24 protein-coding genes are annotated in these 25650 nt (G+C 50.2%); 17 read left to right on the forward strand and 7 right to left on the reverse strand.

What is annotated here, in order from left to right; all coding sequences use genetic code 11:
• Nucleotides 1–14: 14 nt before the first annotated feature.
• Nucleotides 15–431: a hypothetical protein gene (locus H8K38_RS02035; protein ID WP_186883105.1), complete on the reverse strand. Its 417-nt coding sequence runs from the start codon at nucleotides 429–431 to the stop codon at nucleotides 15–17.
• Between the two features lie 169 nt (nucleotides 432–600).
• On the opposite strand from H8K38_RS02035, the gene rpsP reads away from it, so the two are divergent.
• From rpsP to H8K38_RS02080, 9 genes are all read left to right on the forward strand, one after another.
• Nucleotides 601–852 carry a 30S ribosomal protein S16 gene (rpsP, locus tag H8K38_RS02040; protein WP_110255824.1) on the forward strand — a complete coding sequence of 84 codons (252 nt, stop codon included), beginning with the start codon at nucleotides 601–603 and terminating at the stop codon, nucleotides 850–852.
• Between the two features lie 13 nt (nucleotides 853–865).
• Nucleotides 866–1408, forward strand: a complete 543-nt coding sequence (gene rimM, locus H8K38_RS02045; RefSeq protein ID WP_186883106.1) for a ribosome maturation factor RimM — start codon at nucleotides 866–868, stop codon at nucleotides 1406–1408.
• Nucleotides 1409–1433: 25 nt separating this feature from the next.
• Nucleotides 1434–2180: a tRNA (guanosine(37)-N1)-methyltransferase TrmD gene (trmD, locus tag H8K38_RS02050; RefSeq protein ID WP_186883349.1), complete on the forward strand. Its 747-nt coding sequence runs from the start codon at nucleotides 1434–1436 to the stop codon at nucleotides 2178–2180.
• Nucleotides 2181–2307: 127 nt separating this feature from the next.
• The gene (gene rplS / locus H8K38_RS02055; protein WP_186883107.1) at nucleotides 2308–2691 is read left to right on the forward strand and encodes a 50S ribosomal protein L19; all 384 of its coding nucleotides are present in this window, start codon (nucleotides 2308–2310) and stop codon (nucleotides 2689–2691) included.
• Between the two features lie 99 nt (nucleotides 2692–2790).
• The gene (locus H8K38_RS02060) at nucleotides 2791–3459 is read left to right on the forward strand and encodes a CoA pyrophosphatase (RefSeq protein ID WP_186883108.1); all 669 of its coding nucleotides are present in this window, start codon (nucleotides 2791–2793) and stop codon (nucleotides 3457–3459) included.
• 118 nt (nucleotides 3460–3577) lie between these two features.
• Nucleotides 3578–4528: a CobD/CbiB family protein gene (locus H8K38_RS02065; RefSeq protein ID WP_186883109.1), complete on the forward strand. Its 951-nt coding sequence runs from the start codon at nucleotides 3578–3580 to the stop codon at nucleotides 4526–4528.
• A gap of 48 nt (nucleotides 4529–4576) precedes the next feature.
• Nucleotides 4577–5128: a GNAT family N-acetyltransferase gene (locus tag H8K38_RS02070; RefSeq protein ID WP_186883110.1), complete on the forward strand. Its 552-nt coding sequence runs from the start codon at nucleotides 4577–4579 to the stop codon at nucleotides 5126–5128.
• A 450-nt stretch (nucleotides 5129–5578) separates the two neighbouring features.
• Nucleotides 5579–5917: a DUF3579 domain-containing protein gene (locus H8K38_RS02075; RefSeq protein WP_186883111.1), complete on the forward strand. Its 339-nt coding sequence runs from the start codon at nucleotides 5579–5581 to the stop codon at nucleotides 5915–5917.
• A gap of 504 nt (nucleotides 5918–6421) precedes the next feature.
• Entirely contained in the window at nucleotides 6422–7105 is a 684-nt protein-coding gene (locus H8K38_RS02080; protein WP_186883112.1) for a hypothetical protein, read from the forward strand.
• A gap of 147 nt (nucleotides 7106–7252) precedes the next feature.
• Here H8K38_RS02080 and H8K38_RS02085 read toward each other — a convergent pair whose 3' ends face one another.
• Nucleotides 7253–8158, reverse strand: a complete 906-nt coding sequence (locus H8K38_RS02085; RefSeq protein WP_186883113.1) for a LysR family transcriptional regulator — start codon at nucleotides 8156–8158, stop codon at nucleotides 7253–7255.
• Nucleotides 8159–8252: 94 nt separating this feature from the next.
• On the opposite strand from H8K38_RS02085, the gene H8K38_RS02090 reads away from it, so the two are divergent.
• From H8K38_RS02090 to H8K38_RS02105, 4 genes are all read left to right on the forward strand, one after another.
• Nucleotides 8253–8987: a histidine phosphatase family protein gene (locus tag H8K38_RS02090; RefSeq protein WP_186883114.1), complete on the forward strand. Its 735-nt coding sequence runs from the start codon at nucleotides 8253–8255 to the stop codon at nucleotides 8985–8987.
• 9 nt (nucleotides 8988–8996) lie between these two features.
• The gene (locus H8K38_RS02095; RefSeq protein ID WP_186883115.1) at nucleotides 8997–9761 is read left to right on the forward strand and encodes an SDR family oxidoreductase; all 765 of its coding nucleotides are present in this window, start codon (nucleotides 8997–8999) and stop codon (nucleotides 9759–9761) included.
• Nucleotides 9762–9826: 65 nt separating this feature from the next.
• Nucleotides 9827–11053: an acyl-CoA dehydrogenase gene (locus H8K38_RS02100; protein WP_186883116.1), complete on the forward strand. Its 1227-nt coding sequence runs from the start codon at nucleotides 9827–9829 to the stop codon at nucleotides 11051–11053.
• Between the two features lie 372 nt (nucleotides 11054–11425).
• Entirely contained in the window at nucleotides 11426–13126 is a 1701-nt protein-coding gene (locus tag H8K38_RS02105) for a long-chain fatty acid--CoA ligase (protein ID WP_186883117.1), read from the forward strand.
• Between the two features lie 81 nt (nucleotides 13127–13207).
• Here H8K38_RS02105 and sppA read toward each other — a convergent pair whose 3' ends face one another.
• Together sppA and H8K38_RS02115 are read right to left on the reverse strand one after the other, a co-directional pair.
• Nucleotides 13208–15064: a signal peptide peptidase SppA gene (gene sppA / locus H8K38_RS02110; protein WP_186883118.1), complete on the reverse strand. Its 1857-nt coding sequence runs from the start codon at nucleotides 15062–15064 to the stop codon at nucleotides 13208–13210.
• A 24-nt stretch (nucleotides 15065–15088) separates the two neighbouring features.
• Nucleotides 15089–16102, reverse strand: a complete 1014-nt coding sequence (locus H8K38_RS02115) for a S1/P1 nuclease (RefSeq protein ID WP_186883119.1) — start codon at nucleotides 16100–16102, stop codon at nucleotides 15089–15091.
• Nucleotides 16103–16446: 344 nt separating this feature from the next.
• On the opposite strand from H8K38_RS02115, the gene H8K38_RS02120 reads away from it, so the two are divergent.
• From H8K38_RS02120 to H8K38_RS02130, 3 genes are all read left to right on the forward strand, one after another.
• Nucleotides 16447–17349 (forward strand): ABC transporter substrate-binding protein, encoded by a 903-nt coding sequence (locus H8K38_RS02120; protein ID WP_186883120.1) that lies wholly within the window; start codon nucleotides 16447–16449, stop codon nucleotides 17347–17349.
• A 144-nt stretch (nucleotides 17350–17493) separates the two neighbouring features.
• Nucleotides 17494–19179, forward strand: coding sequence for a peptide chain release factor 3 (locus H8K38_RS02125; protein ID WP_186883121.1), 1686 nt, complete (start codon nucleotides 17494–17496; stop codon nucleotides 19177–19179).
• 279 nt (nucleotides 19180–19458) lie between these two features.
• A complete protein-coding gene (locus H8K38_RS02130) occupies nucleotides 19459–19773 on the forward strand; it encodes a hypothetical protein (RefSeq protein ID WP_186883122.1) in 315 nt (104 codons plus the stop codon).
• A gap of 189 nt (nucleotides 19774–19962) precedes the next feature.
• On the opposite strand, the gene H8K38_RS02135 is transcribed toward H8K38_RS02130, so the two are convergent.
• From H8K38_RS02135 to H8K38_RS02145, 3 genes are all read right to left on the reverse strand, one after another.
• Nucleotides 19963–21093 (reverse strand): PepSY domain-containing protein, encoded by a 1131-nt coding sequence (locus H8K38_RS02135; protein WP_186883123.1) that lies wholly within the window; start codon nucleotides 21091–21093, stop codon nucleotides 19963–19965.
• 78 nt (nucleotides 21094–21171) lie between these two features.
• Nucleotides 21172–23271 carry a TonB-dependent siderophore receptor gene (locus H8K38_RS02140; RefSeq protein ID WP_186883124.1) on the reverse strand — a complete coding sequence of 700 codons (2100 nt, stop codon included), beginning with the start codon at nucleotides 23269–23271 and terminating at the stop codon, nucleotides 21172–21174.
• 385 nt (nucleotides 23272–23656) lie between these two features.
• Nucleotides 23657–24403 carry a YoaK family protein gene (locus tag H8K38_RS02145; protein ID WP_186883350.1) on the reverse strand — a complete coding sequence of 249 codons (747 nt, stop codon included), beginning with the start codon at nucleotides 24401–24403 and terminating at the stop codon, nucleotides 23657–23659.
• A 305-nt stretch (nucleotides 24404–24708) separates the two neighbouring features.
• On the opposite strand from H8K38_RS02145, the gene H8K38_RS02150 reads away from it, so the two are divergent.
• Nucleotides 24709–25635: a BadF/BadG/BcrA/BcrD ATPase family protein gene (locus H8K38_RS02150; protein WP_186883351.1), complete on the forward strand. Its 927-nt coding sequence runs from the start codon at nucleotides 24709–24711 to the stop codon at nucleotides 25633–25635.
• The last annotated feature ends 15 nt before the right edge of the window (nucleotides 25636–25650 follow it).

Raw genomic sequence — 25650 nt, forward strand, 5'->3', positions numbered from 1 at the left:
ATTGCTGATCTGACTTAGCCGTAGGCTCCACCTGTATATAGCAGATCAAATGCACGGGCAATGACACCTATCAGAGCGATAGCGCCGATGCCTGTGGTTAAGACCAGTATTAGTGCCAGCGGCCAGGATGATGCGCTAGTTTTTGTTGAATTCGGGTTATGTCTGGCATCCCATTTTTCATCGGGTGTCAGTCCTGTCACCAGTGCTTCGAGTAAAGCAATTAAGAATGACAAAATAAACAGGCTGTAAGTCAGTAGCGGTTGTGAGCCGAAGTACAAATGACTGATCAGGAATGAAATGGGTAAGCTGATAAGATGAGCCCATCCCCAATAATCGCTTTTGCCAAACAAATAAAATCTGTGCGCACCAACGCTGCCAGCCAGTGCTGCCAGTAACGTAGTGAAGGTTTTGTTCTTGTGTGCAGCTATCATCAGGTTTTTCTTAAATTTTGTGAGATGAATGATTGTAGCTGACGCTGTGACTGGTATCCTAATCAACACGTTTATGGCACATATCTCTGATAGTCCTTGCTTGTTTTGTTTTGGACGGGCTATAATCTACAGCTTTTTCCGCGTTTAGAACAATTTTTTTGGAAATATTATGGTCGTTATTCGTTTAGCTCGTGGTGGCGCAAAAAAGCGTCCTTTTTACAATATCGTTGCAACTGATTCCCGTAATCGTCGCGATGGCCGCTTTATCGAGCGTATCGGTTTTTACAATCCAGTAGCAACTGGCAATGCAGAAACAGTACGTGTTGCTGCTGATCGTCTGGCTTACTGGCAAGGCGTTGGCGCACAATTGTCTCCGGCAGTTGCTCGTCTGGTAGCTCAGTCTGGCAAAGCAGCAGCTTAATAGTTTGCTCTCAATGTCAGTTGAAGTTCATGTTCCTGAAGATCTGGTCCTGGTGGGCTATATCTCGGGAGCATTTGGTATTCATGGGTGGGTAAAGATTCGTCCTTATTCGCCAGATGCTGATGCCATGTTGTCTGCTAAAACCTGGTGGATAGATAAACCAGATTTACACGACGTTAATCGCCTTGAAGCAAAAATTCATGGCGAAGATGTAGTTGCAAGACTGGTGGGCGTTCCAGACAGGAATGCTGCTGAGGCACTGAAAGGTGCGACCATCAAAATATCACGTAAACACTTCCCAGCTTTGTCTGAGGGAGAGTTTTACTGGCAGGATTTGATGGGCTTGGCGGTCGAGAATTTGCAGGGTGAAAGTCTCGGCGTGGTTCGTGATCTGATGGATAATGGTGCTCACCCTATCCTACGGGTTGCTGCTGCCGATGTGCCGGAATCTGAATTGCAAAAGCATGAAAAGTTGATCCCTTTTGTCGATAATTTTGTCAAAGAGGTCGATCAGGCTGCTCGCAAAATTCAGGTTGATTGGGGTACAGATTATTAATACGATGCAATCAGAAGGCATTTGCATGCAGTTTGATGTCATCACGCTGTTTCCCGAAATGTTTGGCGCCATTACACAATCGGGCGTCACGCGACGGGCGTTTGATCAGCACAAGTGCGAGTTAAAGCTGTGGAATCCGCGTGATTTTACAACTGACCGTCACCGTACTGTAGATGATCGTCCGTATGGTGGTGGCCCGGGTATGGTCATGCTGGCTAAGCCTTTGCAGTCGGCGATTGACGCAGCTAAAGCGCGTCAGGCCGCACTGGCAAAACCTGCTCCGAAGGTTATTTATCTGTCACCGCAGGGACAGCGTCTGACGCATAAACGCGTGATGCAGATATCTGAGTTGTCAGGACTGATCTTGCTGTGCGGTCGTTACGAGGCTGTTGATCAGCGTTTGCTCGATACGTATGTTGATGAAGAGATCAGCCTCGGCGATTTCGTGTTGTCCGGTGGTGAATTACCAGCCATGGCGTTAATGGATGCCGTGATTCGCCAGATTCCCGGCGTTTTGCACGATGATGATTCTGCCGTGCAGGATAGTTTTGTAAATGGTTTGCTGGATTGTCCGCACTACACCAGACCTGAGATATTTGAGCAGCAAACTGTACCGGCTGTGTTGATGAGCGGTAATCATGCTGAAATTGAAAAATGGCGACGCCAGCGAGCGCTTGAAGCAAGTGCCTTGAAACGTCCTGATTTGATTTTAGCCGCGCGTCAAGCAGGTTTGCTCAGTCGGGCGGATGAGAAATTTTTGAGTAGTTTGTAAGATTCCTTGTGTATGCAAGGATGTAAAAGAGCGTTCCTATTGGGTTCGCATGTTAAACCCCATCCTCTACCGGGCAGAAGTCAGACTATGTCTGCAGCGTCGGCAAGATGGTTATCGGAGTATAAAAATGGATCTGATCCAAAAATTAGAGCAAGAAGAAATTGCTCGTCTCGGTAAAAGTATTCCTGACTTTGCGCCAGGCGATACTGTTGTTGTCAGCGTTAACGTTGTTGAAGGTACACGTAAACGTACACAGGCTTACGAGGGTGTTGTTATTTCCCGCCGTAACCGTGGTTTGAATTCCAACTTCATCGTTCGTAAAATTTCTTCCGGTGAAGGCGTTGAGCGTACATTCCAGTTGTATTCTCCACTGATCGCTTCTATCGAAGTCAAACGTCGCGGTGACGTACGTCGCGCTAAGTTGTACTACCTGCGTGAACGTTCAGGCAAATCTGCTCGTATTAAAGAGAAATTGCCAGCACGTAAAGTTGCAGCAGCGAAAGCAGAGTAATATCTGTTTATGCCGTAACAAAAAAAGGGATGCCTTCGGCGTCCCTTTTTTTTATGTTGTATTGAAAAATAAGATCTAAGCGAATAAGAGTTTATTTCCGTGACTAAATTGATTTTGACTCCCGAGCATTTACCGATTCACTCGATTGCGGATGAGGCTGCGATCGACGCGGATAGGCTGACACCAGAGTGGTTGCGGCAACGTTTTTCCAGTCCTCCGATATGGACACCGGAATCCAATAACGAAGAGTTGATGGCGGCAGGACGGATATTTCGTCCGGCATCAGTACTGATCCCCATCGTGATGCGTGAAAAAGAACTGACGTTGTTATTGACCGAACGTGCCGCGCATTTACAGCATCATGCGGGGCAGATCAGTTTTCCGGGCGGGCGTTTTGAAATCGCTGATGGCAGTGCTGCTGAAACCGCTTTGCGTGAAACTGAAGAGGAAGTTGGATTGCCGCGTTCCCATATTGATATTCTGGGTGCTTTACCCGACTATAAAACTGGCACAGGTTACCAGGTAAGCCCCATCGTTTCTTTAGTCAAGCCACCTTTTGACACGGTCACTGATCCCGGTGAAGTTGCTTCAGTATTTGAGGTGCCGCTGGCATTTCTGATGAATGCGCGTCACCATCAGCGACGTGTATTTCAAATGCCGGATGGAAGCGGGAGCAGAATGTTTTATGCGATGCCTTATCAGGACAGATTTATCTGGGGGGCGACTGCTGGCATGTTGCGTAATCTGTTTCATTTTCTACGAGCATGACGAGAACGCATTTCTCAGAGGAACAAAGCTTCATAATCTGGGGAAATCGGTTTACACTTGCCGCACCGGTAAATTCTTCTAAGACAGTCGCCTGACTGCGAATCTAGTTCAGCCTATCATGACATTTATTTCTATTTTGTTTGCCCTCCTTTTTGAGCAACTCAAACCCTTGCGTGCAGATAATCCTATCTATGCACAGATACAGGCGCTGGCAAATAAAATTGAAGCCTCGTTCAATGCTGGTAAGGTTGCCCATGGCCGACTGGGCTGGTGGATTGTGGTTGGCTCGCTGACAATTCCGACCGCATTGATCTACTGGCTTTGTCTGCGCCTGAGCCCGTTTGCCGCATTTGCATGGAATGTGGTGATTGTTTATCTGACGCTGGGATTCCGTCGTTACAGCCATTACTTTACCTCAATACAACTGGCCCTCAGCGCGGGTGACGAGGATGCTGCCAGACGTCATCTGTCAGATTGGATACACCGCGATACCAGTGAGCTTGATGTATCGGAGATTTCTCGCCTTGCTGTTGAGCGTTCACTCATCGCCACGCACCGTAATGTATTCGGGGTGTTTTTCTGGTTTCTGATGCCTGTCGGGCCGGCTTGTGCTGTGATGTACCGGGTTGCCGAATATCTTGCTCATGCCTGGACAGAGCCTGAGCATATGAAAAATGAAGAGTTCGGTGTTTATGCTGCAAAAGTATTCTATTGGATAGACTGGGTTCCAGCTCGTTTGACTGCCGTCGCATTTGCCATTGTCGGCAATTTCGAAGACGCGGTATATTCTTGGCGCAATTATGCTGATCGCTGGTCGGATGAGGCGGTTGGTATTATTTTGTCCGCAGGCGGTGGTGCGCTGGGTTTGCGATTAGGTGAGCCCGAAGAAAAAGCGATGGTGTTGCAAGCAGATGCAACGGCAGTGGACGTTGACAGCCTCGAGCTGGAAAGTCAACCCGGAAGCGAAGCAACGCCACGTGCGCTGCAAAGCGTCGTCGGTCTGGTCTGGCGTGCGTTGTTGCTGTGGATGTTGCTGCTGGCATTATTGTCGTTTTCAGTCTGGGTCTGATTGCCATTTTGTGGTCACATCTGCTCGCGACGGATGAAACAATGAAACATGCCTGATATCTTCTTACGTGCATTGGAAAAAAATGATGCGGCCGCATTTGCCGCCATTGCACGAGAATCTGCGATCAATGCAGATCCATGGATGGGATGGTGTGACCGTCAATACACAGAAGAGCAAGCGTTGGAATGGTTCGCAGTCTGCGCGCAAGAGCGGGCATTTCAGACTGGCTATGAATTTGGTGTGTTCGATAAAGAGTCCGGCCAACTGTTAGGCGCGGCAGGCGTCAATATGATAGACCGCATCCACCAGCGCGGTAATCTCAGTTACTGGGTAGCGCCTCGCTGGCAAGGGCAGGGCATTGCCACAACGGTAGCATCTTTTCTTACCCAATACGCTTTTACTGAATTACGACTGCTCAGAGTTGAATTGGTGATTGCCATCGCTAATCTGGCGAGCCGTCGTGTTGCCGACAAGGTCGGCGCGCAACTTGAGTGTCTGGCGCGCAACCGTCTGCGTCTGAACGGAAATAGTGTTGATGCGGCAGTATATTCATTAATTCCCGGCGAAGTACGCGCCGCCTCTTGCCTGATCCAAGCCTAGCCACGCACCTGCACACTTTCTGTCGTTCTGACGTCGTTTTTAAGTGCGACACCAAATTTCTGACATGTTTTTGTTTTCCTGTTTAGCATGAAGTCTGGATTTAATGAGGGTCTGTTGTCCTTTTATTTCAGACGGTGTTGCAGCCTTGTTAATGCCGATACGCAAAAAGAATATGCCCGGAATCTGGTTGCTTTTTACAATAAATGGCCGCGGTGCTAATAAAACGTTACACCCTGACGACGTGACTGTATCTATTTGTAAAGTTTACATCGCTGAAAATGCACTATATTGAGAGGTGACGTGATCATGGTTGGCCTGTTTGGATATTTATCTGACGCTCAGGTTTCGATCCAAGTCTTCTATAAGATATAATACTCATGTATTTTGAAAGCTTAGTGTCACATAATGGCATTGATGCTTTTTTATTTTGCTTCATAGCGAGCCGAGCACATGGCCGATTCAAAAAAAACTCATCATAAGCCCGTACGCGAGTTTTTCATCCAGGGAATCACCAGCGATGGAAAACAATTTCGCCCCAGCGATTGGGCGGAGCGTCTTTGCGGCGCCATGTCCTGTTTCAGCCCGGACGGTGGACGGCATTCGCATCTGCAATACTCACCTTATGTGCGCCCGATTCTTTTAAATGGCGTGCGTTCTGTTGTGGTGAACGAAGCGATTCGTGATATTGAACCGTTGGCATATCATTTCGTGGTGAATTTTGCGAAAGACAATGATTTGCAAATCATCGATGCCTGTTTGTTACCTGATGAGCCGCAAGCCGGCAAATAAGTTATCAGTGCTATACATCGATCTGCGACGCCACCGCGTCGTCTTTTTTTCTTCTGTTTTTCCCTGCCATTGTCCGTGGCATCGTGAACGTGGTGCTTGTGTGATCGGCATTGCGTACGACACTGCTCAGTAGTCCTACTCTGTTGTGACTCTTTTAAGGTGCAAAGTTTTCTTTGCTGTCTTGCTCTTCATTCCTTTCCAATTTTTATTTTCTCGTTTCTCGCAGTTCGTCATTGTCCTGAGCCTCTTTGTATTTTGATGGCATTCAGGATTTTGTTACCGGACGATACCGCTTCCGCCGAGCTTTCACTCTCTGTCTGCGTCATAACATTGTTTCCTTGTAATTATTGGTTACAAAGTATCAATTATGTATAAAAATATAACTAGATAAAATGTAGTGGTTTCTTTCAGGTGACTCTTGGCAATCGCATGTCCGTATTGCATCAGCCCTGCAAGGATTTGATCAAGTCATTTAATGAAAGTAACTATATGCTGAGTCGTGTAATGAAAATGCTGAAAGTCGCAGTGATCGCGCCACTGCTCTTGAGCGCGGGTTTAGCTGGCGCTACTCCGCCGGAAAATGGCTGGTGGTGGAACCCAGCAGAAGGTGGCCGCGGTTTTGCGATTGAAGTGCAAAATGGCTCCATGTTTATGGCTGGATTTATGTATGACAATGCCGGTACGCCAGTCTGGTACGTCTCAGGTCCAGCCCCGATGACGTCTGACACTTTATATCAGGGTAAGTGGATTTCGTACGGTGGCGGTCAGACTTTAAATGGGCAGTACAAAAGTGCGGTGGTGACCAATGATGCTGTCGGCTCTGTAGTGATTAACTTTACCAGCACGACGACTGCCACTTTGCAATTGCCAAATGGGACGGTCATGCCATTGGTGCGTTTTGGTTTTACGCCACAGCAACCGGGTACGGTTTCAGCAACCTGCACGTCTGCGAACCTCAATCTCGACAGATACAATCGTATTACCGTTGGTATGACGATGGCGCAAGTTAACCAGACCTTAGGTTGTACTTACCTGCCGGGCTCAACCAAGCGGGGGGCGACTTATACGCTCAACTCCTGGATGTCGTATGACAATGGCATCAGAGGCATACTGATTTACTTTGATACGACAAATTCCGTTGTCACCGCACAGGGTGGTAGTGTGTTTAAAAGTGCGTCTGGATTTTAATGTCAGCATCTTCAAATTGATATCCTTAAGCTAGATAAGCTGCACTTTGCTGTTGCCGACTCATCGCAGATTGTTTACGGTGCGTCGGCATCTGTTTTATGTTTTGCCGGATCACGAAAATCAGTACGTAAAGCACAAAAACATATCTCATTTCCCCGATACCGACTGAATCACCTGCTCGCGTAACCAGCGGTTGGCGGGATCATGTTCCACATTCTGATGCCAGTACAGATAGACATCCCACGACGGCATGCTGACTGGCAATGGCAGAATCTGATTGCCAAATTGCTGATTCGCAATACGCGCGTAACCCTCTGGCATGGTCAGTAATAAATCGGTCTGACTGACAACCCGGCAAGCAGCAAAATAATGCTGACAGCGCAGCCGTATTCTTCTTTGCAATCCTAAGCGACTGAGCTCGAAATCTTCCAGCCCCATTCCTTTGCGACGCGAGCTGGCGAGGATATGTTCCGCCTGCAAATAGGTATCCAGATCCAGCTTACCTTTGATGAGCGGATGATCATGGCGCGCCAGCACGACGGTCGTGTCGCGTGAAATTTGCTGCCGCCGGATTTCATTCGGCAAGGGCAGCAGCATATCGATTGCCAGATCTAATGTGCCTGCTGCCAGCTCACTAACCAGCTCACGTCGTTCGACCTGGATTGCGGCCAGATTGATTTCAGGTGCCTGCTGTGTAATGCGTTCCAGTAGCGGCGGTAAAACCGTCGATTCAAGCACATCGCGTAAAGCCAGATTGAACAGCTTCACCGCTTGCGCCGGATCGAAATTGCCATTGTCGGTCAGTGTCATCTCTAAGCCGCGCAAGGCCTGTCGCACCGGTTCGATGATGCTGCGCGCCAGTGGCGTCGAGACCATGGTTTGTCCTTGCCGCACAAACAGCGGGTCATCAAACATCTGCCGCAGACGATTCAGCGCATGGCTGATCGCGGGCTGGGTCAGATGCAGTTGCTGGCTGGCGCGAGTTACGCTGCCCTCGCTGTAAATCGCTTCAAAAACGGTAAACAGATTCAGATCAACTCTGGATATATGCATGATATTAATAGTGTTTGATAATAACTATTCATTTGATCAATTATATCCGTCACCTTACACTCAGTGCTCAGATAGTTGGCACAACGAGGAAACAATGGCACAGATTTACCTGGTACGTCACGGACAGGCATCGTTTGGCAGTCAGAACTACGATCAGCTTTCTGATCTTGGGCAGCAACAGGCGCAACATCTGGGACGCTGGTGGGCGCAGCGTGAGTTGAACATCGGCCGCATCGTTACCGGCGGCATGCAACGTCATCAGCAAACGGCACTCGCCTGTATATCCACGTTGCAATCGCAAGAGGCGAGCCAGACCGACACCTCAGCATGGCACACCGATGCTGATTTTAATGAATACAACCACCATGAAGTGCTGGCGCGTCATGTGCCGGAGTTCGATGATCCGGCCGCAGTCAAACATTTTCTGATGAATACGCCGAACGGCAAACAGGCGTTTCAGGATATTTTTTCGCAAGCCGTCGCACGCTGGGTTTCCGGGCAACACGATGCCGATTACAGCGAAACCTGGCAAGCGTTTCAAACGCGTTGTGTGCAGGCCTTGCAACGGCAACTGGCCTTGGATGATGGCGCCAAAAACATTGCGATTTTCACTTCCGGCGGCACGATTTCTGCCATTTGCCAGCACGTGCTGGGCTTTCCCGATCCCCGTTTTGCCGAACTCAACTGGTCGCTGGTCAACAGCGCCGTAACCCGGCTGCACGTACAAACCGCCACGCCAGAGCGCCCGGTGCGTCTGGCGCTCGCTTATCTGAATAATTTTTCTCATCTCGAAGTCTTGAATAACCCGAAAAGCATTACCTACGTTTAGGAGTAAAGAATGACAGACATGTTTGATCTGAGTGGCAAAGTCGCACTGGTCACTGGTGCCAGCCGAGGTATCGGCGAGTCGATTGCAAAGACATTGGCGGGACGCGGCGCGCATGTGATTGTGTCCAGTCGCAAAGCGGAAGCCTGTGAGGCCGTCGTGGCGGCGATTGCGGCTGCTGGCGGCACGGCAGAGGCACGCGCCTGTCATATCGGTGAAATGGCGCAGATCGATGCCTTGTTTGCTGACATTACTGCGGCGCATGGACGGCTCGATATTCTGGTGAACAATGCGGCGACCAATCCGCATTTCGGCCACATCACAGAAACCGATGTCGGTGCATTTCAAAAAACAGTGGATGTGAATATCCGCGGCTATTTCTTTATGTGCAGCGCGGGCGCGAAGCTGATGGCAAAAAATGGCGGCGGCAGCATCATCAACGTCGCCTCTGTGAATGGCGTTATTCCGGGCGCGATGCAGGGCATTTATTCGATCACCAAAGCAGCGGTGATTGCGATGACCAAATCCTTCGCGCAGGAATGCGCACCGATGGGCGTGCGTGTGAACGCATTGCTGCCGGGTGCGACCGATACTAAATTTGCTTCCGCTTTATTCCACAATCCGGCGATTCTGGAAAAAGCCCTGACCCGGATTCCGATGAAACGCATTGCCGAACCGGATGAAATGGCGGGAACCGTGTTGTATCTCGCTTCCAACGCGTCAAGCTATACGACAGGTGCCTGCATCAATGTCGATGGCGGTTACTTAGTCAGCTGAAGTCATCAGTTAATCAAATCGGATGCTTCAGGCATCGCAGATTTTCTTTATATCAGAGGATCATCATGGATTTCCAGTACAGCCCTAAAGTCAAAGAGTTGCAAGCACGTCTGATCGCGTTTATGGACGAGCACATCTATCCGAATGAAAAAGTATTTTTTGGTGAAATCGCCGCGAACCGTCAGGCGGGGGACGCGTGGATACCGACGAAAATCGTCGAACAACTCAAAGCCAAAGCCCGCGCTGCTGGTTTATGGAATCTGTTTCTGCCGGAATCCGATCAGGGCGCGGGTCTGACGAATCTGGAATACGCACCATTGTGCGAAATCATGGGACGTTCCTTGTGGTCAGCAGAAGTGTTTAACTGCTCAGCACCCGATACCGGCAATATGGAAGTGCTGGCGCGTTACGGCACACCCGCGCAACAGCAGCAATGGCTGACGCCACTATTAAATGGCGAAATCCGTTCTTGCTTCGCAATGACCGAGCCAGGTGTTGCTTCATCCGATGCGACTAATATCGAATCTTCTATCGTGCGCGATGGCGACGAGTACGTGATTAACGGTCGCAAATGGTGGTCTTCCGGCGCCAATGATCCGCGCTGCAAAGTGTTTATTTTCATGGGTAAAAGCGATCCGCAGAATGAAAACCGGCACAAGCAGCAATCCATGATCATCGTGCCGCGCGATACGCCGGGCGTGACGATATTGCGCGCCTTGCCGGTGTTCGGTTATGACGACGCACCGCATGGTCATGGCGAAGTCTTGTTTGAAAATGTGCGCGTACCGGCATCGAATATGTTGCTAGGTGAAGGCCGTGGCTTTGAGATCGCACAAGGACGTCTTGGCCCTGGCCGCATACATCACTGCATGCGCCTGATCGGTCTGGCAGAGCGCGCGTTGGAAGACATGTGCAAACGTTCGCTGAGCCGGGTTGCTTTTGGTAAGCGGGTGGCCGAGCAGGGCGTGACGCTGGAACGCATCGCCAATGCCCGCATCCTGATTGATCAGGCACGGTTTCTGGTGCTGAATGCGGCACAGATGATGGATACTGTTGGCAATAAAGCCGCAGCCAAAGAAATCGCGATGATTAAAGTTGCAGCGCCGAATATGGCTTGTCAGGTGATCGACTGGGCGATACAGGCGCATGGCGGTGGCGGTGTGTCGGACGATTTCGGCGTGGCGTATGCGTATGCGCAGGCGCGTACCTTGCGCCTTGCCGATGGCCCGGACGAAGTACATCGTAACCAGATCGGCAAAATGGAATTGAAAAAATATATGCCGGCAAAGTGACAATATTCCGCTGTCTCTGTGGCGGTTTGATCACAGCGGCGGCGGAATTTTTTCCTGCATTGATCGTTGCATTTGTCGTTGTATTTGTCGTTGTATTTGTCGTTACTTCTGCGACAGTGACACAGACCGGTTTTTCCGGTCTTTTGTCGTTCATAGCGTCGCCTGCAAAAATCCGGTATCTATCGGTAGCCTATTTGTATTGAAACTGTATTCAAACCGTATTTTTATGAATTTAGGGGAGTATCTTTAAAAAACAGCTTATTCTCAGCATAAATAAAGGGGTTTAAAAAATACTCCCCGGGAGTATTTTTCATGCTTCTGGCGATCTGTTGTGCTTAATTTTCCAAAAAAACCATTATTCAGGAGACAAAAATGAGCGACACACCTTGGATCAATTCTTACCCTGCGGGCGTACACTGGGATGCCGCATTAACACTCAGCAGCGTGCCGCAACTGCTGCATGATGCAGTCGCCCGCTGGCCGGATTTACCCGCACTGGAATTCATGGGCAAGAAAACCAGCTACCGTGAATTGCAGACACTGGTCGATCAGGCGACCAAAGGATTTCAGCAGCTCGGCATTAAGCCAGGCGTGCACGTCGGTTTGTTTTTGCCGAATACGCCGCATTATGTGATCAGTTTTTTTGCGATTTTGCAGGCTGGCGGCACGGTCGTGAATTACTCGCCGCTGGACGCCGAAAAAGTGCTGGAGCATAAAATCGAAGACAGCCATACCGATATGCTGGTCACGCTGGACATGAGCATGCTGTATCCGCAGATGGCGAAAATGCTGACGCATACACGTCTGCAAAAACTCATCATCGGCAACATCGCTGAAATGACACCGTATCCCGATGCAGTCCGCGCTAATCTCGATAAAGCCGCACAGTTGTGCACGATTCCGCAGGATGCGCAACATGTGCTGTTTGCTGATTTGCTGGCGAATGATGGCCAGTACACACCGGTGGCTGCGACCGATCCTGTCAAGACGATCGCGGTGTTGCAATACACCGGCGGCACCACCGGGTTGGCGAAAGGCGCGATGCTGACGCATGCGAATCTGACTGCTGCCTGCAGCCAGATCGTTGAAACCACGCAGACCGAGCCACGCTTGTTAGAAGAAGGCAAAGAGCGTTTGCTGGCGGTGTTACCGCTGTTCCACATTTATGCGCTGACGGTGGATATGTTGTTCGGTATCCGCCTCGGGGCAGAAATTGTGCTGCATACCCGCTTTGATGTGGAAGCCGTGGTCAAGGATCTGGCAGCCAAAAAAATTACGGTATTTCCTGGTGTGCCGACGATGTACACCGCCATCATTCATTATCCGCAGATCAAAGACTTCGATCTGCGTTCGCTCAAATTCTGTAATTCCGGAGGCGCCCCTTTACCTGCCGAGGTGTTGCAGCAGTTCCAGAGTATTACCGGCTGCACTTTGTTGGAAGGCTGGGGCATGACTGAGACCTCACCGACTGGCACTTTCACGCCTGTTTCCGGTGTGCGTAAAGCAGGTTCCTGCGGTTTGCCGACACCGGGCATACGCTTTAAATTTGCCAGCATCGATGACCCGCGCACGTTTGTGGCGAGAGGTGAGCGCGGCGAAATCTGCGTTGCCGGTGCGAACGTCATGAAAGGCTATTGGAATAAACCGGAAGCGACCCGCGATGCGTTTACCGCCGACGGTTATTTCCGCACCGGCGACGTCGGCTATATGGATGAAGACGGTTTCATCTACATCGTGGACCGCACCAAAGATATGATTTTATCGGGCGGCTACAATGTCTATCCGCGCAATATCGAGGAAGCTATTTACCAGCATCCGGCAGTGGCCGAAGTCAGTGTGATCGGTATTCCTGATGAATATCGTGGTCAGGCGGCGAAAGCGTTTATCAAACTCAAAACAGGACAGACGCCGTTTAGTTTCGATGTGTTGAAAGAGTTTTTGAAAGACAAACTCGGCAAACATGAAATGCCGCAGGCGATGGAAATTCGCCCGGAATTACCGAAAACGCCGGTCGGAAAATTGTCGAAAAAAGAGCTCTACGATGAAGAGGCGAAGAAACGCGTTGCCGCATAAAACGGCGATGTAAAGCGACATAAAAAAAGGGAGCGATTGCTCCCTTTTTTATATGCTCTGTCGCTTAGCCTTAGCCTTAGATTAAGGATTCGTACACAGACAATGCGTCAGTGCCGTATAGCCTTTGCCGTCTTTATTAATGTCGGCGAGCCAGCTCAGTTCGGATGCCATTTGCAATGCTGCTGCCGGCGGTACGCCGGTCGGTACCAGTGCGACCTTGAATTGCTGTTGCAGTACTTTGGCCGTTTGTGAGCCGAGCAAATCAAAAATACGGTCAACTTTCGACATTTCCGGTTCTACATAACTGACGCGGAAATCGCTGCCGAGTTTTGCGCGATTCGCAGCCGATTTTAAGGCGTCGGAATAGCTGCCAACGGTATCAACCAGATTGCGTTCTTTTGCCTGCGCACCAGTCCAGACACGTCCCTGCGCGACAGCATCGATTTTCTCTGGAGTCGTTTTACGGGCGGCTGCGGCTTTACCGGTAAATTCCGAGTAAATGTGATTGATACTGCTCTGTACCAGTTCACCGAATTTCGGATTCAGCGGACGCAAAGGATTAAAACCGTCGCCCAGCCAAGTGGTCGTAGTACCGCCGGTATGTACGCCGAGTTTATCCAGCGCTTTTTCTGCGGTCGGCAGAATCGCAAACACGCCGATAGAACCAGTGACAGTCGCTTCATCAGCGATCACTTCGTCGGCCGCCATGGAAATCCAGTAACCGCCTGATGCCGCAACGTTACCCATGGAAACCACGACAGGCTTGCCTGCCTTGCGCGTCAGCTCCAGTTCACGACGGATTAATTCGGAACCGAAAGCACTGCCGCCAGGCGAATCAACACGCAAGACGATGGCTTTGATACTGTCATCTTCCCGCGCTTTGCGGATCAGTTTCGATGTCGACAAACCACCGATAGAACCCGCGGTCGCATTTCCTTCGCTGATTTCACCGGAAGCCACCACAACGCCAACCGCGTTACCGAATAACTGTGGTTTCTGACGAGCGAGATAATCATCAAAGGCAATCTGACGGAATGTTTTACCTTGTTCGTCTCTGGCACCGTTTTTCAGCATCAGATCACGCAATTCGTCGCGGGTTTTCAAACCATCGACAAGCTTCAGATTTAACGCCAGTTTGGCGCTGTCGTCGCCAGCGGCCTTCATTTGTTCAGGCAGTTCATTAATGCCTTGCATGATGCTGCCGGCAGGCAGTTTGCGCGCTTTCTCTACATTGTCGGTATAGGTTTTCCACATCGCGTTGTAGAGGAAAGTATCGGCTTCCATTGCGGCTGGCGATGGCTCGTTCGCAATGTAAGGCTCGGCAAAGCTTTTGTAGGTACCGACCTTGAGTAAATTCACCGTCACACCGACTTTGTCGAGCGCATCGCGGTAGTAGTTACGATAGCGGCCGAAGCCCGTCATCATCACTGAACCCATAGGGTGCAGATAAACCTGATTCGCATGTGCTGCCAGAAAATACTGACGCTGATCGAAATTTGAACCCCATGCAATCACGGGCTTGCCGGACGCTTTGAAGCGGTCAATCGCCGCTGCGACTTCACGCAACATCGGCAAGCCTGCGCCACCCATATCGTCAAGCAGCAGAACGGCGCTGTGTATCTTGTCGTCCTTGGCGGCGTTGTCGAGCACGCTCAGTATGTCGCGCAATTGCGTACTCTTTTTAGCGTTACCCTGTGCTTCAGCGAGCAAAGCTTCGCGGGCATTGCCCGAGTGTTGTTCAACCAGCGCCCCTTTGAAATCCAGAATCAGCGCGGTCTTATCTTCCAGCTTTTTGACTCCACCGGAAAAAATACCGATCAGCAGCGCGATGAAAAATACCAGTAGCAGTAAATTCAACAAAACCCGGCGGCTGAAATCCAGCGCGCGCCACAGATATCGGAAGCCCTGGCCTATCCAGCGAAATGGAGAGAAACTCATAGTAGTCCTTTGGTAGCGGAGTGATTATTCTGGCCAGACAGTTTGTAAGATCTGCGCCAGATGTGCACCTGCACGCACTAAGGCATCTTCTTTCATACTGACCATGGTTTTTTCATATTCCAGCGGCAGCGCGATCGACCAGCTGTTGCCGCGCTGATTCGGGGTGCTTTTGCTGAACTGTGTTCCTGCAAATAATTTTTTAGCGTCACTGACGGCATCATCTGCCCACAAGGCAGGTAATTGTTCCAGCGGTGCTTTTGCCACGTTCAGCGTGCGCGCTTTTTTGGTTAATGCTTCATTCATGCGGCCGCGTTTAAATTGCTGCGGCAAATCATCCCATAAAGAATGCAGATTGCCGCAAGGGCACTGCAAAGCATTGCCGCCGACGGTATTGCTGCCACGGTCGTACTCGCCTTCATCCGGATTAACGATCTTGCCTTCCGCGTTCAGAAATACCGAACCTACGTGCAGCGGTTGATGAATGTCGCCAACATAGTGCGTCAGTAAGGCCAGTGCTTCCTGCTTATCTTTAAATGCAAATGGCTTAGGCTGCGGTTTTCCCTGCAAGACCAGCGCAGCGGCACGAATCGCATTCACGACATCATGATCACTGGTGCCGACATAGCCGGTCTTGTAATGATCGTGCTGCAGAGCGACATCGGCATAGTGATATTGCTTATGGCAGTTTTCTTCATCAAAAGCCGGGTTGCAATTCGTATTGTTGCGACGGACATAATCGGCCATTGCGGCGATGCCGGCAGGATTTTCAAACGGTGCGCATTCCGGATAGCGTCCGGCTGAGGTGTACGCATAATCCTTTTCAGGCGAAATGCCTTTAACGCAGTCGCCCCATACCGCCATTTTTTCCAGCGTGTTGTCACCGAGCAGAGCTTTGACCTGGGCACCGGCCTTGGTACCGCTCAGTAATTGATCAGCAATCGCCCCGACCGTCTGGTGACCATCGGCACCCCAGGCAAAACTGAGTTGCGGCAGGCTGGTCGCGCATAACATCATGGCTGAAATGAATATCTTTTTCATAGAGGTTCAGATAGGGTTGGGAAAATAGCATCAATGGTAGTACACAAAGATGACGAGGGTATAGCAAACTGCAAAAATTTTATTCAGATCACGGCTGTTGTTTGCTGCGTGAACTTTCTTTTCTTGTTTTTCTGTTGTACTGGGAATGCTGTTTTACCCCTGATGTGGGCAATAAAAAATATCAAAATATCTACCAGCCTTTGCATTGATGATTGACACAAGTCAGCATCGCCCGACTACACTGGAGCAACATCTCTGTGGTGCAGATAGCAGGCAGCCTTACTGTGTCCGCTGTTAAAAAATAATTGCTGTTCCTGGTTTTTTGCTAAAGAAAGCAGACAAGCATGAAACAACGTTGTTTATTTCTGTTGTCATGGATATCTACGATAGTGCTACTGATCCTGAACCTGCTTCTGGCGATACCGCTTGCCAGTGCGGCAGATGCGGCAAAAAAAACAGCGCTGATCCGCTACCCTCTGGTCTCACTCAATGCCGACCCGCATGCAGACTATGTGTTGGAAATTCTCCGGCATGCTGTGAAGGCGAGTGGCCAGCCGTATCAGTTGCAGGCGAGTGAGGTTGCGATGCAGCAGGCCCGGGCTATTTATGAACTGACTTCGCCAAATGGAGTCGTTGATATTCTGTGGACGATGAGCACGGATCAGAGAGAAGCACAACTGATCCCTATCCGCATTCCTATCGACAAAGGTTTGCTGGGATGGCGTCTGGCGCTGGTCAGAGCGGCGGATGCAGAGATTTTTCGTGAAGTAAGAACATTGAAAGATCTGAGTGCTTTTAGCGCCGGGCAGGAAATGGACTGGCCCGATGTCGCGATTCTGAGAAATAATGGGTTGCTGGTCAAAACATCTGCTTCTTATGACCCTTTATTTACGATGCTGAAGGCCGGACGTTTTGATTATTTTCCACGCGCTGTTTTTGAAATTCAGAATGAGCTTGATCAGCGGCCTTTTCTCGACCTGGTGATTGATAAGCACATCGTTTTGTATTACCCATCCGCCTTGTATTTTTTTGTCAGTCCACGTGAGCCAAAAATGGCGCAGGACATACAACGCGGGTTGGAAGAGCTGATTAAAAACGGCACTTTTGAAAAAATTTTTCAGCGGGCCAATCAGGATGCGATTAAAAATGCAAATTTGAAGTCCCGTACTATCATCACCTTGCGTAATCCGTTTCTGAGTCCGGAAAAAATGCCTTTACATCGACCCGGCTTATGGTTCCGGCCATGAGTTGCAGAATGGCTACCGCAGCTGTGCTGGTATAAGTCTGGCAAATATAAGGCGATTCTGATCTGCAAAGCGGATGCGTATTCGACTTCATTCTCAATACCAGCTAAACTTGCGTGTTTTTCTTCCATTTTTGCGGCATCTGCAATGACTACCAACCACGAATCCACAGACGACATCCCAGAATCCGCATCGGCATCAGCGGCGGACACAACGCAAGGCCATGCTGCGTCAAAAGATCTGATCAGCCGCGAAGTTAAGCGTCGTCGCACTTTCGGCATTATTTCACATCCGGATGCGGGTAAAACGACGCTGACAGAAAAACTGTTGATGTTTTCCGGCGCGATTCAGCTGGCCGGTACCGTCAAGGCACGTAAGAGCGGTCGTCATGCGACTTCGGACTGGATGGAAATCGAAAAGCAACGTGGTATTTCGGTTGCTTCGTCCGTCATGCAGTTTGAATACCGCGATCACGTCGTGAATCTGCTCGATACGCCGGGTCACCAGGATTTTTCTGAAGATACCTATCGCGTGTTGACGGCAGTCGATTCTGCGCTGATGGTGATTGATGCGGCGAAAGGTGTGGAAGAACAAACGATCAAACTGCTGAACGTTTGCCGCATGCGCAATACGCCTATCATTAGTTTCGTCAACAAGATGGACCGTGAAACCCGCGATCCGCTGGAATTGCTGGATGAGCTGGAATCCGTTTTAAAGATTCAATGTTCGCCGGTCACCTGGCCTATCGGCATGGGAAAAACCTTCCGCGGTGTGTACCATATTCTGCGTGATGAAATTCTGTTGTTCACGCCGGGCAGCGAGCGTGCCGATCAGGAATTTGAAGTGATCAAAGGCATCGATAATCCACGTTTGGCGGAGATGTTCCCGCTGGAAATCGAACAACTGAAAATGGAAGTGGAACTGGTGCATGGCGCATCGCATCCGTTCAGTCTGGAAGATTTCCTGGCCGGTGTGCAGACGCCGGTGTTCTTTGGTTCCGCGATTAATAACTTCGGTGTGCGTGAAATTCTGAATGCCTTGCTGGACTGGGCGCCGCCGCCACGCGAACGTGATGCCACCGTGCGTTCTGTCGAGCCGACCGAGCAGGCGTTTTCTGGTTTTGTGTTCAAGATTCAGGCAAATATGGATCCGGCACATCGTGACCGTATTGCATTTTTGCGCGTGTGTTCCGGCCGCTTCGAGCGCGGTATGAAGCTCAAGCATTTGCGCCTGAACCGTGAGATTAAAGTGTCGTCGGTCGTGACCTTCATGGCATCCTCGCGTGAACAAGTGGAAGAGGCGTATGCGGGCGATATCATTGGCTTACCGAATCACGGCAATATGCAGATCGGTGACAGTTTTTCGGAAGGCGAACTGCTGCAATTTACCGGCATTCCTTACTTCGCACCGGATTTTTTCCGCACGGCGCGTATTCTGAATCCGCTGAAAATCAAGCAGCTACAAAAAGGTTTACAGCAACTTGGTGAAGAAGGCGCGGTACAGGTATTCAAGCCGGTCGTCAGCAGTGATCTGGTGCTGGGCGCGGTGGGTGTCTTGCAGTTTGAAGTTGTCGCTAGCCGTCTTAAAAATGAATACGGCGTGGATGCTGTGTTTGAAGGCACCAGCATCAGCAGCGCGCGCTGGATTACTTGTGACGACAAAAAAATGCTGGCCGATTTTGAACGCTCATCTGCTGGCGCAAACATCGCGTTTGATGCGGCAGGTAACATGGCGTATCTGGCGACTTCCGGTGTGAATCTGAAACTCACACAAGAACGCTGGCCTGGCGTCACGTTCCACGCGACCCGCGAACATGCGGCGAAGCTGGGTTAAAGCGACGGCTTGCTACCTTGTGAGCGGATAAAAATTCGATACAGAGTAAACACGGATCAATAGCAAAGACCCAATTCTTATGCGGCTCTCAAAGGCTTTTTCCTTTGCGAGCCGCTTTGTTATTGAGACTGATAACGAGAGTTGAAACCGCGTTTTTATTTGCTACTATTCCACCTGCATATCGTAAACGGTATGCCTGCAGCAGAGTATGCTGCGGACGACCCTTCTGAAATATCGAATTGACTTCCGTTTTTTGATTCATCGTCAGGGAGATTCATCATGGCATTATTCTTTATTGAAGCAGTCAGGTTTGATGACAGTGGCAAGCGTATTGAAAAAGTACGCTGGGGACGAAGTAAAGGCGGGCAGGTGATGCCACCGGCGATCGTGGATGATCCACAGGAGGTTGATGTCGGTGTGGTCTGGGATACCATTGCCAATGGCGATGAGGTGGTGACGAAATTCCATGGCGATCATGGCATCGTGTTGGGCGAGAAAGTGACCGGTGTGCTGTACGAAGATGGTATGCGCGGGCTATGCGGCGACGCAAATGGGGGGGATGGCATCCGCTTGCAGGATTTGCCGTCTTTTTAACCACGACAATTAATACTCTTCTGCTTTGAAAAGTAAAATTGTTTGGATCACCTAACTCGTCTAATGTTTTTCTGCTCTTTGCTCTGCAAAAGATGCGGTACCAGATGTCATCTGATGCAGGGCAAAGGCGGTTGTTTACTAATGGTTCGGTTATTGTTTGTATGTGGTTTTCACCTGTATCGTTCAGACTTAGCTGCGACGACGTAGCCACAACCATATTCCGCTGAGCATAAACAGCAGCGGCATTATTCCGGTAAGACTGATAAAAATTCTGCCCGCAATTCCAAATGCTTCTCCTGTATGTAAGGGGAAAAACCAGTTCAATACTAAGTTCCCGCCTTGTAGTCGCTCCGGATCTGTGATTTGTAATATGCTGGCATCGCGCATGTCGATAGCGATGCGGGTAGACCCCGCCCCTTTTCTGACTTCGTTGGGTTGACGCATCCGCACTTCCAGCACGTTTGTGGATTTTGCCGGAAAAGTCAGACGGGTCATTTTCGCTTCGGGGAATTGTTGTTGTGCGACCGATAAAATTTGGCGAAGTGGTAGTGCTCGGTTTTCTGCAGATGTCTGCTCAGTTTTTTTGACTTGCGTCGAGATGGGCATGATCTGCGCGATCAGCGGCGTTATCCATTGGGGAAAGTTGAAGTAGATTCCTGTTATTGCAAGAGTAAGAAACACTGGTGCAAAGTAAAACCCTGCCGCCCGGTGCAGCCGGAAATTCAGTGCGCGCCAACTGACGAATTTACCTGTGGTTAATGCTTGTCGCAGCGCTTGCCAGCGTGCTTTGGGCCACCAGAGCAGAATGCCCGATAAACTCAGCATAACGATGATGATGGCTGCGATCGATAAAATGAATTTCCCGGTTTCACCTGCCAGCAAATAATGATGTAAATGAAAAATTGTTGGCACGATTTGCTCACGGCTGAAGCCGCTCTTACCCCAATATCGCTCACCCAGAATAGCGCCGGTATCAGGATTCAGCATGAGTTGACGAGATACTCCTTTTTCTTTGTCAGCGCTTAATTTATACCAGACGACCATCGCATGTTGGTTATCTTCCGGCAATTCGATACGGCTCGGTGCGGATGCTTGTGTTTCCGAAAGTTTTGCCAGCAAACGTTGCAGGTCGTCAGGACGTTGTGCGAGCGGTGCTTTCTGAGTGTTTGCCGATACAGTCAGTAAGCCGGGGTTGAGCCACTGATCAATTTCATGCCGCCAGCTGAGTACGCTGCCGGTTAGTCCCAACAGCACAAAGAAGAGGCCAGCCGTCAGTGCAAAGCATAAGTGCAGACGCCGGAAAATTTTTTTATACGACATGGCTATGTAATAAATAAAAAAGCACCGCAAGGTTGCGGTGCGTTTGATTGGGGGAGATTATTTCAACGCGTGTGCTTGTTAAAAGCGGTAGCGTGTCGTCATATACAGACCCCGGCTTTCACCCGGCATATTGTAGTCATTCGCGCCGCTGTGAGCGGCGACAAAATAACGGCGATTGAACAGATTACGCAGGCTGACATTGAATTCCAGTTTTCCGGCCTGATAACCGGTTGCCAGGTTAATAACGGTGTAGCCAGGTAAGGTAACGAGATTATCCGGCGACGCATAACGTGCCGATTCTGCACGTCCGCCACCGGCAACATACCATGCCGGATTGATTGTATATTTCAGCCACAGGTTGGCGCTATGTTTCGGCGTAAGTGCTGAGGTATTGCCTTTGAACGGTGTGCCGGCACTGGTGAGTTCTGTGGATTCGAGAATCTCACCGCGCATGTAGGCATAACCGGCGAGTATGTCCCAGCCTTTGGCGATCTCGCCTGTGTACTGCAGTTCTACACCTTTCGTGCCTTGTTTGCCGACAGGCAGAGAAGCATTTTTATTCAGAGGATCCTGTACCTGTACGTTATTCTGGCGCATGTCGAATACGGCGAGTGTCAGACTTGCTTTGGCATCGATGTCGAGCTTTAAGCCTACCTCGTTATTCGTCGTTTTCGTTGGCTCTAGCTTGTCGGTGTTGGTACGTATCGTAAAGGTGTCGGCCAGTGGCTGGAACGAGGTGCTATTGCTGGCGTAAAAGCTTAACGCATCGCTGGCGTGATAGACAAAGCCAAGTCGGGGCGCGAAATTATTATCCTGGCGAGATTGATCCAGATTCTTTGAAGTGCGGTCATCGCGATTCTGGCGCAAACTGTCGTAGCGCAGACCTGCCAGAATTTTCCATTGTGGTGTCAGGCTGATCAAATCCTGCACATACGCCGCAGCAAACTCGTAGCGGTTCAATGTATTGGTTCCCGGAACAAGTGTCGTCGGCATTGCCGCTAAATTGACTCTGACCGGCTGGAATAAATTGTAGGTCGCGACGTTATTCCGGCTCCAGAGAATTTCTTCTTTGTCTTGTGTCCCTAATTCCACGCCGTACATCAACTGATGGCGCGTGTCACCCCATTGCGCTTTTTGAGATAACTCGGTTTGCCAGTAAGTGCCGTTCTCATTACGTAATCGCTTGGATTGGCCGATGGATACCGTCGGTGTTGCTCCGTCTTTGATGTCACCGATGCCGGTGTAATTTCTGTCAAGTTTGAAATCATAAGAGCGGATCGTGCTGTGTAGCGAGAGGCTCTCATTAATTGTATGGTCGAGGGTAATTGTGCCGCTGACGACATCTGACTGCACATAGCCAACATCACTCGCATTTGCTGCACCATAAAAGGTATTGACAGGGACATCTACGGGGCGGCCACGGTAGGCTGGTAAGCCCTGATCTGCGATGCGTTTGTCTTTCAGATAGTCGGCTTGAGCCGTGATGCGTGTTGCAGGACTCAGCTGCCAGGTTACAGACGGTGCAACAGCCTGACGCTTGAGTGAAAACTGATCGCGGAAATTACTGCTGTCTTCCAGCGCACCGTTAATACGGAAGTTCAGTTGTTCACTCGCGCCGCCCACATCGAAGCTAGTGCGCTTCTGACCTTGTGAACTCAGACTTAGTGCAACCTCAGATTCCGGATGCGCTTGCGGCTTTTTGGTGATGCGATTGATCAGCCCACCGGCGGAACCGCGGCCATACAACACCGATGCAGGGCCTTTCAGCACTTCAATACGTTCAATATTCGATAAATCGCGGAAGTACATCGCGTCATCGCGGATACCGTCGATGTACTGATCGTAAATAGCGGTAAAGCCGCGAATGGCGACCTGATCGCGCTGACCATCACCAACGCTGAAGCTGAGCCCGACCACATTTTGCAAGGCGTCCTGAACCGAGCTGGCATTTTGTTCGCGCATGACGATGTCTGGCACGACGTTAACAATTTGTGGAATATTGCGCAGAGCAATTTTTTGTCTGGTTGCGCTGCTGGCTTCAGTAACATCGTATTGATCCGTTTTTTCGGCTTTAACCTTTACCTGAATTTCCGGCAGTTGATTGTCTGCTTGCACATAGCTTGAAAATAGCCCACCAGCCAGAATGCCGGCAATCGTTTTTAATTGAAAGTTCTTCATATCGGAATTGAGAGAGATCGTCGTTACACAGTTGCTTCTTCTTACATTGCGTTGGCGAATAAACGCGATGTAGCCGGGAATCGACCTGATGGGGTATTCAGCAAGAGCAAGTGCTGAATATATTAACGCAAATGAGAATGATTCGCAATAATGATTGTGCGCGTGTTGTTTTCTTGATTCAGGCGTGGAATTGTTGGTGGCAGGAAATTCTTAGGTAGGATGGGAGTGGCTTTTATAGCGTTTGTCAGCGTGTGCATCTCATTTTTTTATACACTTTTTTGCGCACTTCTTCTCTGACTTTTTATCTCATTTTTTTCTTGTATTCAAGCTACTGAACATTCCTGGATATATGTCTGGCGTGAGGGGGCTTTAGTTAATGACTTCATCATTGCTTCAGCTGTTCTTTGATATTCGGTGCCAGGGATAAGATGATCAGCGCGACGGCCAGTGGCACGGTAGAAATAAAACCGACATGTTTAAAACCGGTTGCGCCAAGAATGCCGCCGATAAAAAATGCGATGACCAAGCGTAAGTGCAGGCGCAGTTTTTGCAGATTCGCGTTGATTTCCTGCTCGGGATGCAGCTCGTCTTTATTTTTATTCCAGTAAATCAGTTTCCCCATTTCTATACCGATGTCGGTCACCAGACCAGTCACATGCGTGGTGCGGATTTCAGCCCGTGAAATTTTGGTAATCAAGGCGTTTTGCAAGCCCATCAGATAACACAGCAGCACTGTTGTGAAAGAAACCGTCACGACCGCGTGTTCCTGTAATTCTGTGCCGACCAGACCGAACACCAGCAATAATACCGATTCCAGCAGCAGCACCGGGGTGTACATATAGCGCATGTGATTACGTTTTGCATAGTTTACCATCAGCGAGGTGCAGGCAGCGCCCCAGCCAAATGCAATCAGCATAAAGATAGACGCAAACGCCGGAATAAATTTTCCCAATACCAGATCGTCGGCGGCGCTCGAAATCATGCCTGACATGTGTGACGTGTATTGGCCGACGGCCAGAAAGCCCCCAGCATTCACAGCACCGGCAATACAGGCGAGGGTAATGCCCAGATGCATATTCGAGCGCGGCGTTCTTTTGGGAGATGTCAGTTTGGCGAGGTAATTAATCGGAATGGAGATGGGCATCGCAGACGGCCTTAAGTGATGAAAACCTGGTTCTTAGTGTAACCGACACAGGGGCGTGCTGTGAATGTTCTGGCACGGTGTGTGCATTGCTAATAGAAAAAGATGATGCTTAGCTTGTGTTTAGTTGCAATACCACTTAAATACCTATTGACGACCACTATGAAAATAATTACATTCGTACCTGGTTTTTCAGTGGAGCAATCTCAGCCCGGAATTTCTGCGTACGCGCAAGACGGATCGGCTGAAGAAACCCATTTCTCAGCGTGCCGCAAAAAAGGATGAACAAACTCTTGATGACACAAGCGAAGACAAAAGCGCAGACAAAACCGTGCCGTGAGACAGCGCCGGAAATCGCTTACCTGATCGGCGTCGATGGTGGCGGTACTGGTACGCGGGTCGTGCTGGCAGACCCAGATGGAAAGCCACTGGCGCGCGGCATAGCAGGGCCTTCAGCGCTTGCGCATGGCCGTCAACAGGCATGGGATGCGATTCTGCTGGCCATCGATGATGCATTTGCGCAGGCAAATCTGGCGCTTCCGGCCTTGTCTGTGGTCGCTATCGCGTGCGGCCTTTCCGGCGTGAATAATCTGCAGTGGGCCGCCGAACTGAAGGCGCTCAATCCGGGATTTGCGCTGCTGCTGACAGAAACCGATGCCGGTACAACGCTGATTGGTGCGCATCAGGGTGCGCCGGGGGCTGTGATTGCACTCGGTACCGGTAGTGTCGGTGAGGTTTTGCAAAGCGATGGACAACGGCGTGAAGTCGGCGGCTGGGGTTTTCCTGTCAGCGATGAAGCCAGCGGGGCGTGGCTGGGGATGCGGGCCGTTAATTATTTGCAACGCGTGCTGGACGGCCGTGCCGTCACCAGCCGCTTTGCCGATGCGCTATACGCCCACTGCGGCGGCGACAAAGATGCGGTGTTCAGATGGCTGGCACAGGCAAATCAGACCCGTTATGCGGAAGTGGCACCGCTGGTCTTTCAACACGCGGCAGAATCAGCGTTTGTGCGTGATATGTTGCTTGATGCAGGGCGCGAAGTAGAGGCGATTGCGGATGCGCTTGATCCCACACATACATTGCCGCTGGCGCTGTGCGGTGGGCTGGCCGCTGCGCTGATGCCGTTTCTGCCAGATACCTTGCGACAAAGAGTACGCGCGCCTCTGGGCGATTCGGCCAGCGGTGCGCTGATTTTGCTGCAACAACATTTACGTTCAACCTGAATCCATACTGAAAAG

It is taken from the genome of Undibacterium sp. FT79W, from assembly GCF_014284215.1.
In the GTDB taxonomy this organism is placed as follows: domain Bacteria; phylum Pseudomonadota; class Gammaproteobacteria; order Burkholderiales; family Burkholderiaceae_D; genus Undibacterium; species Undibacterium aquatile.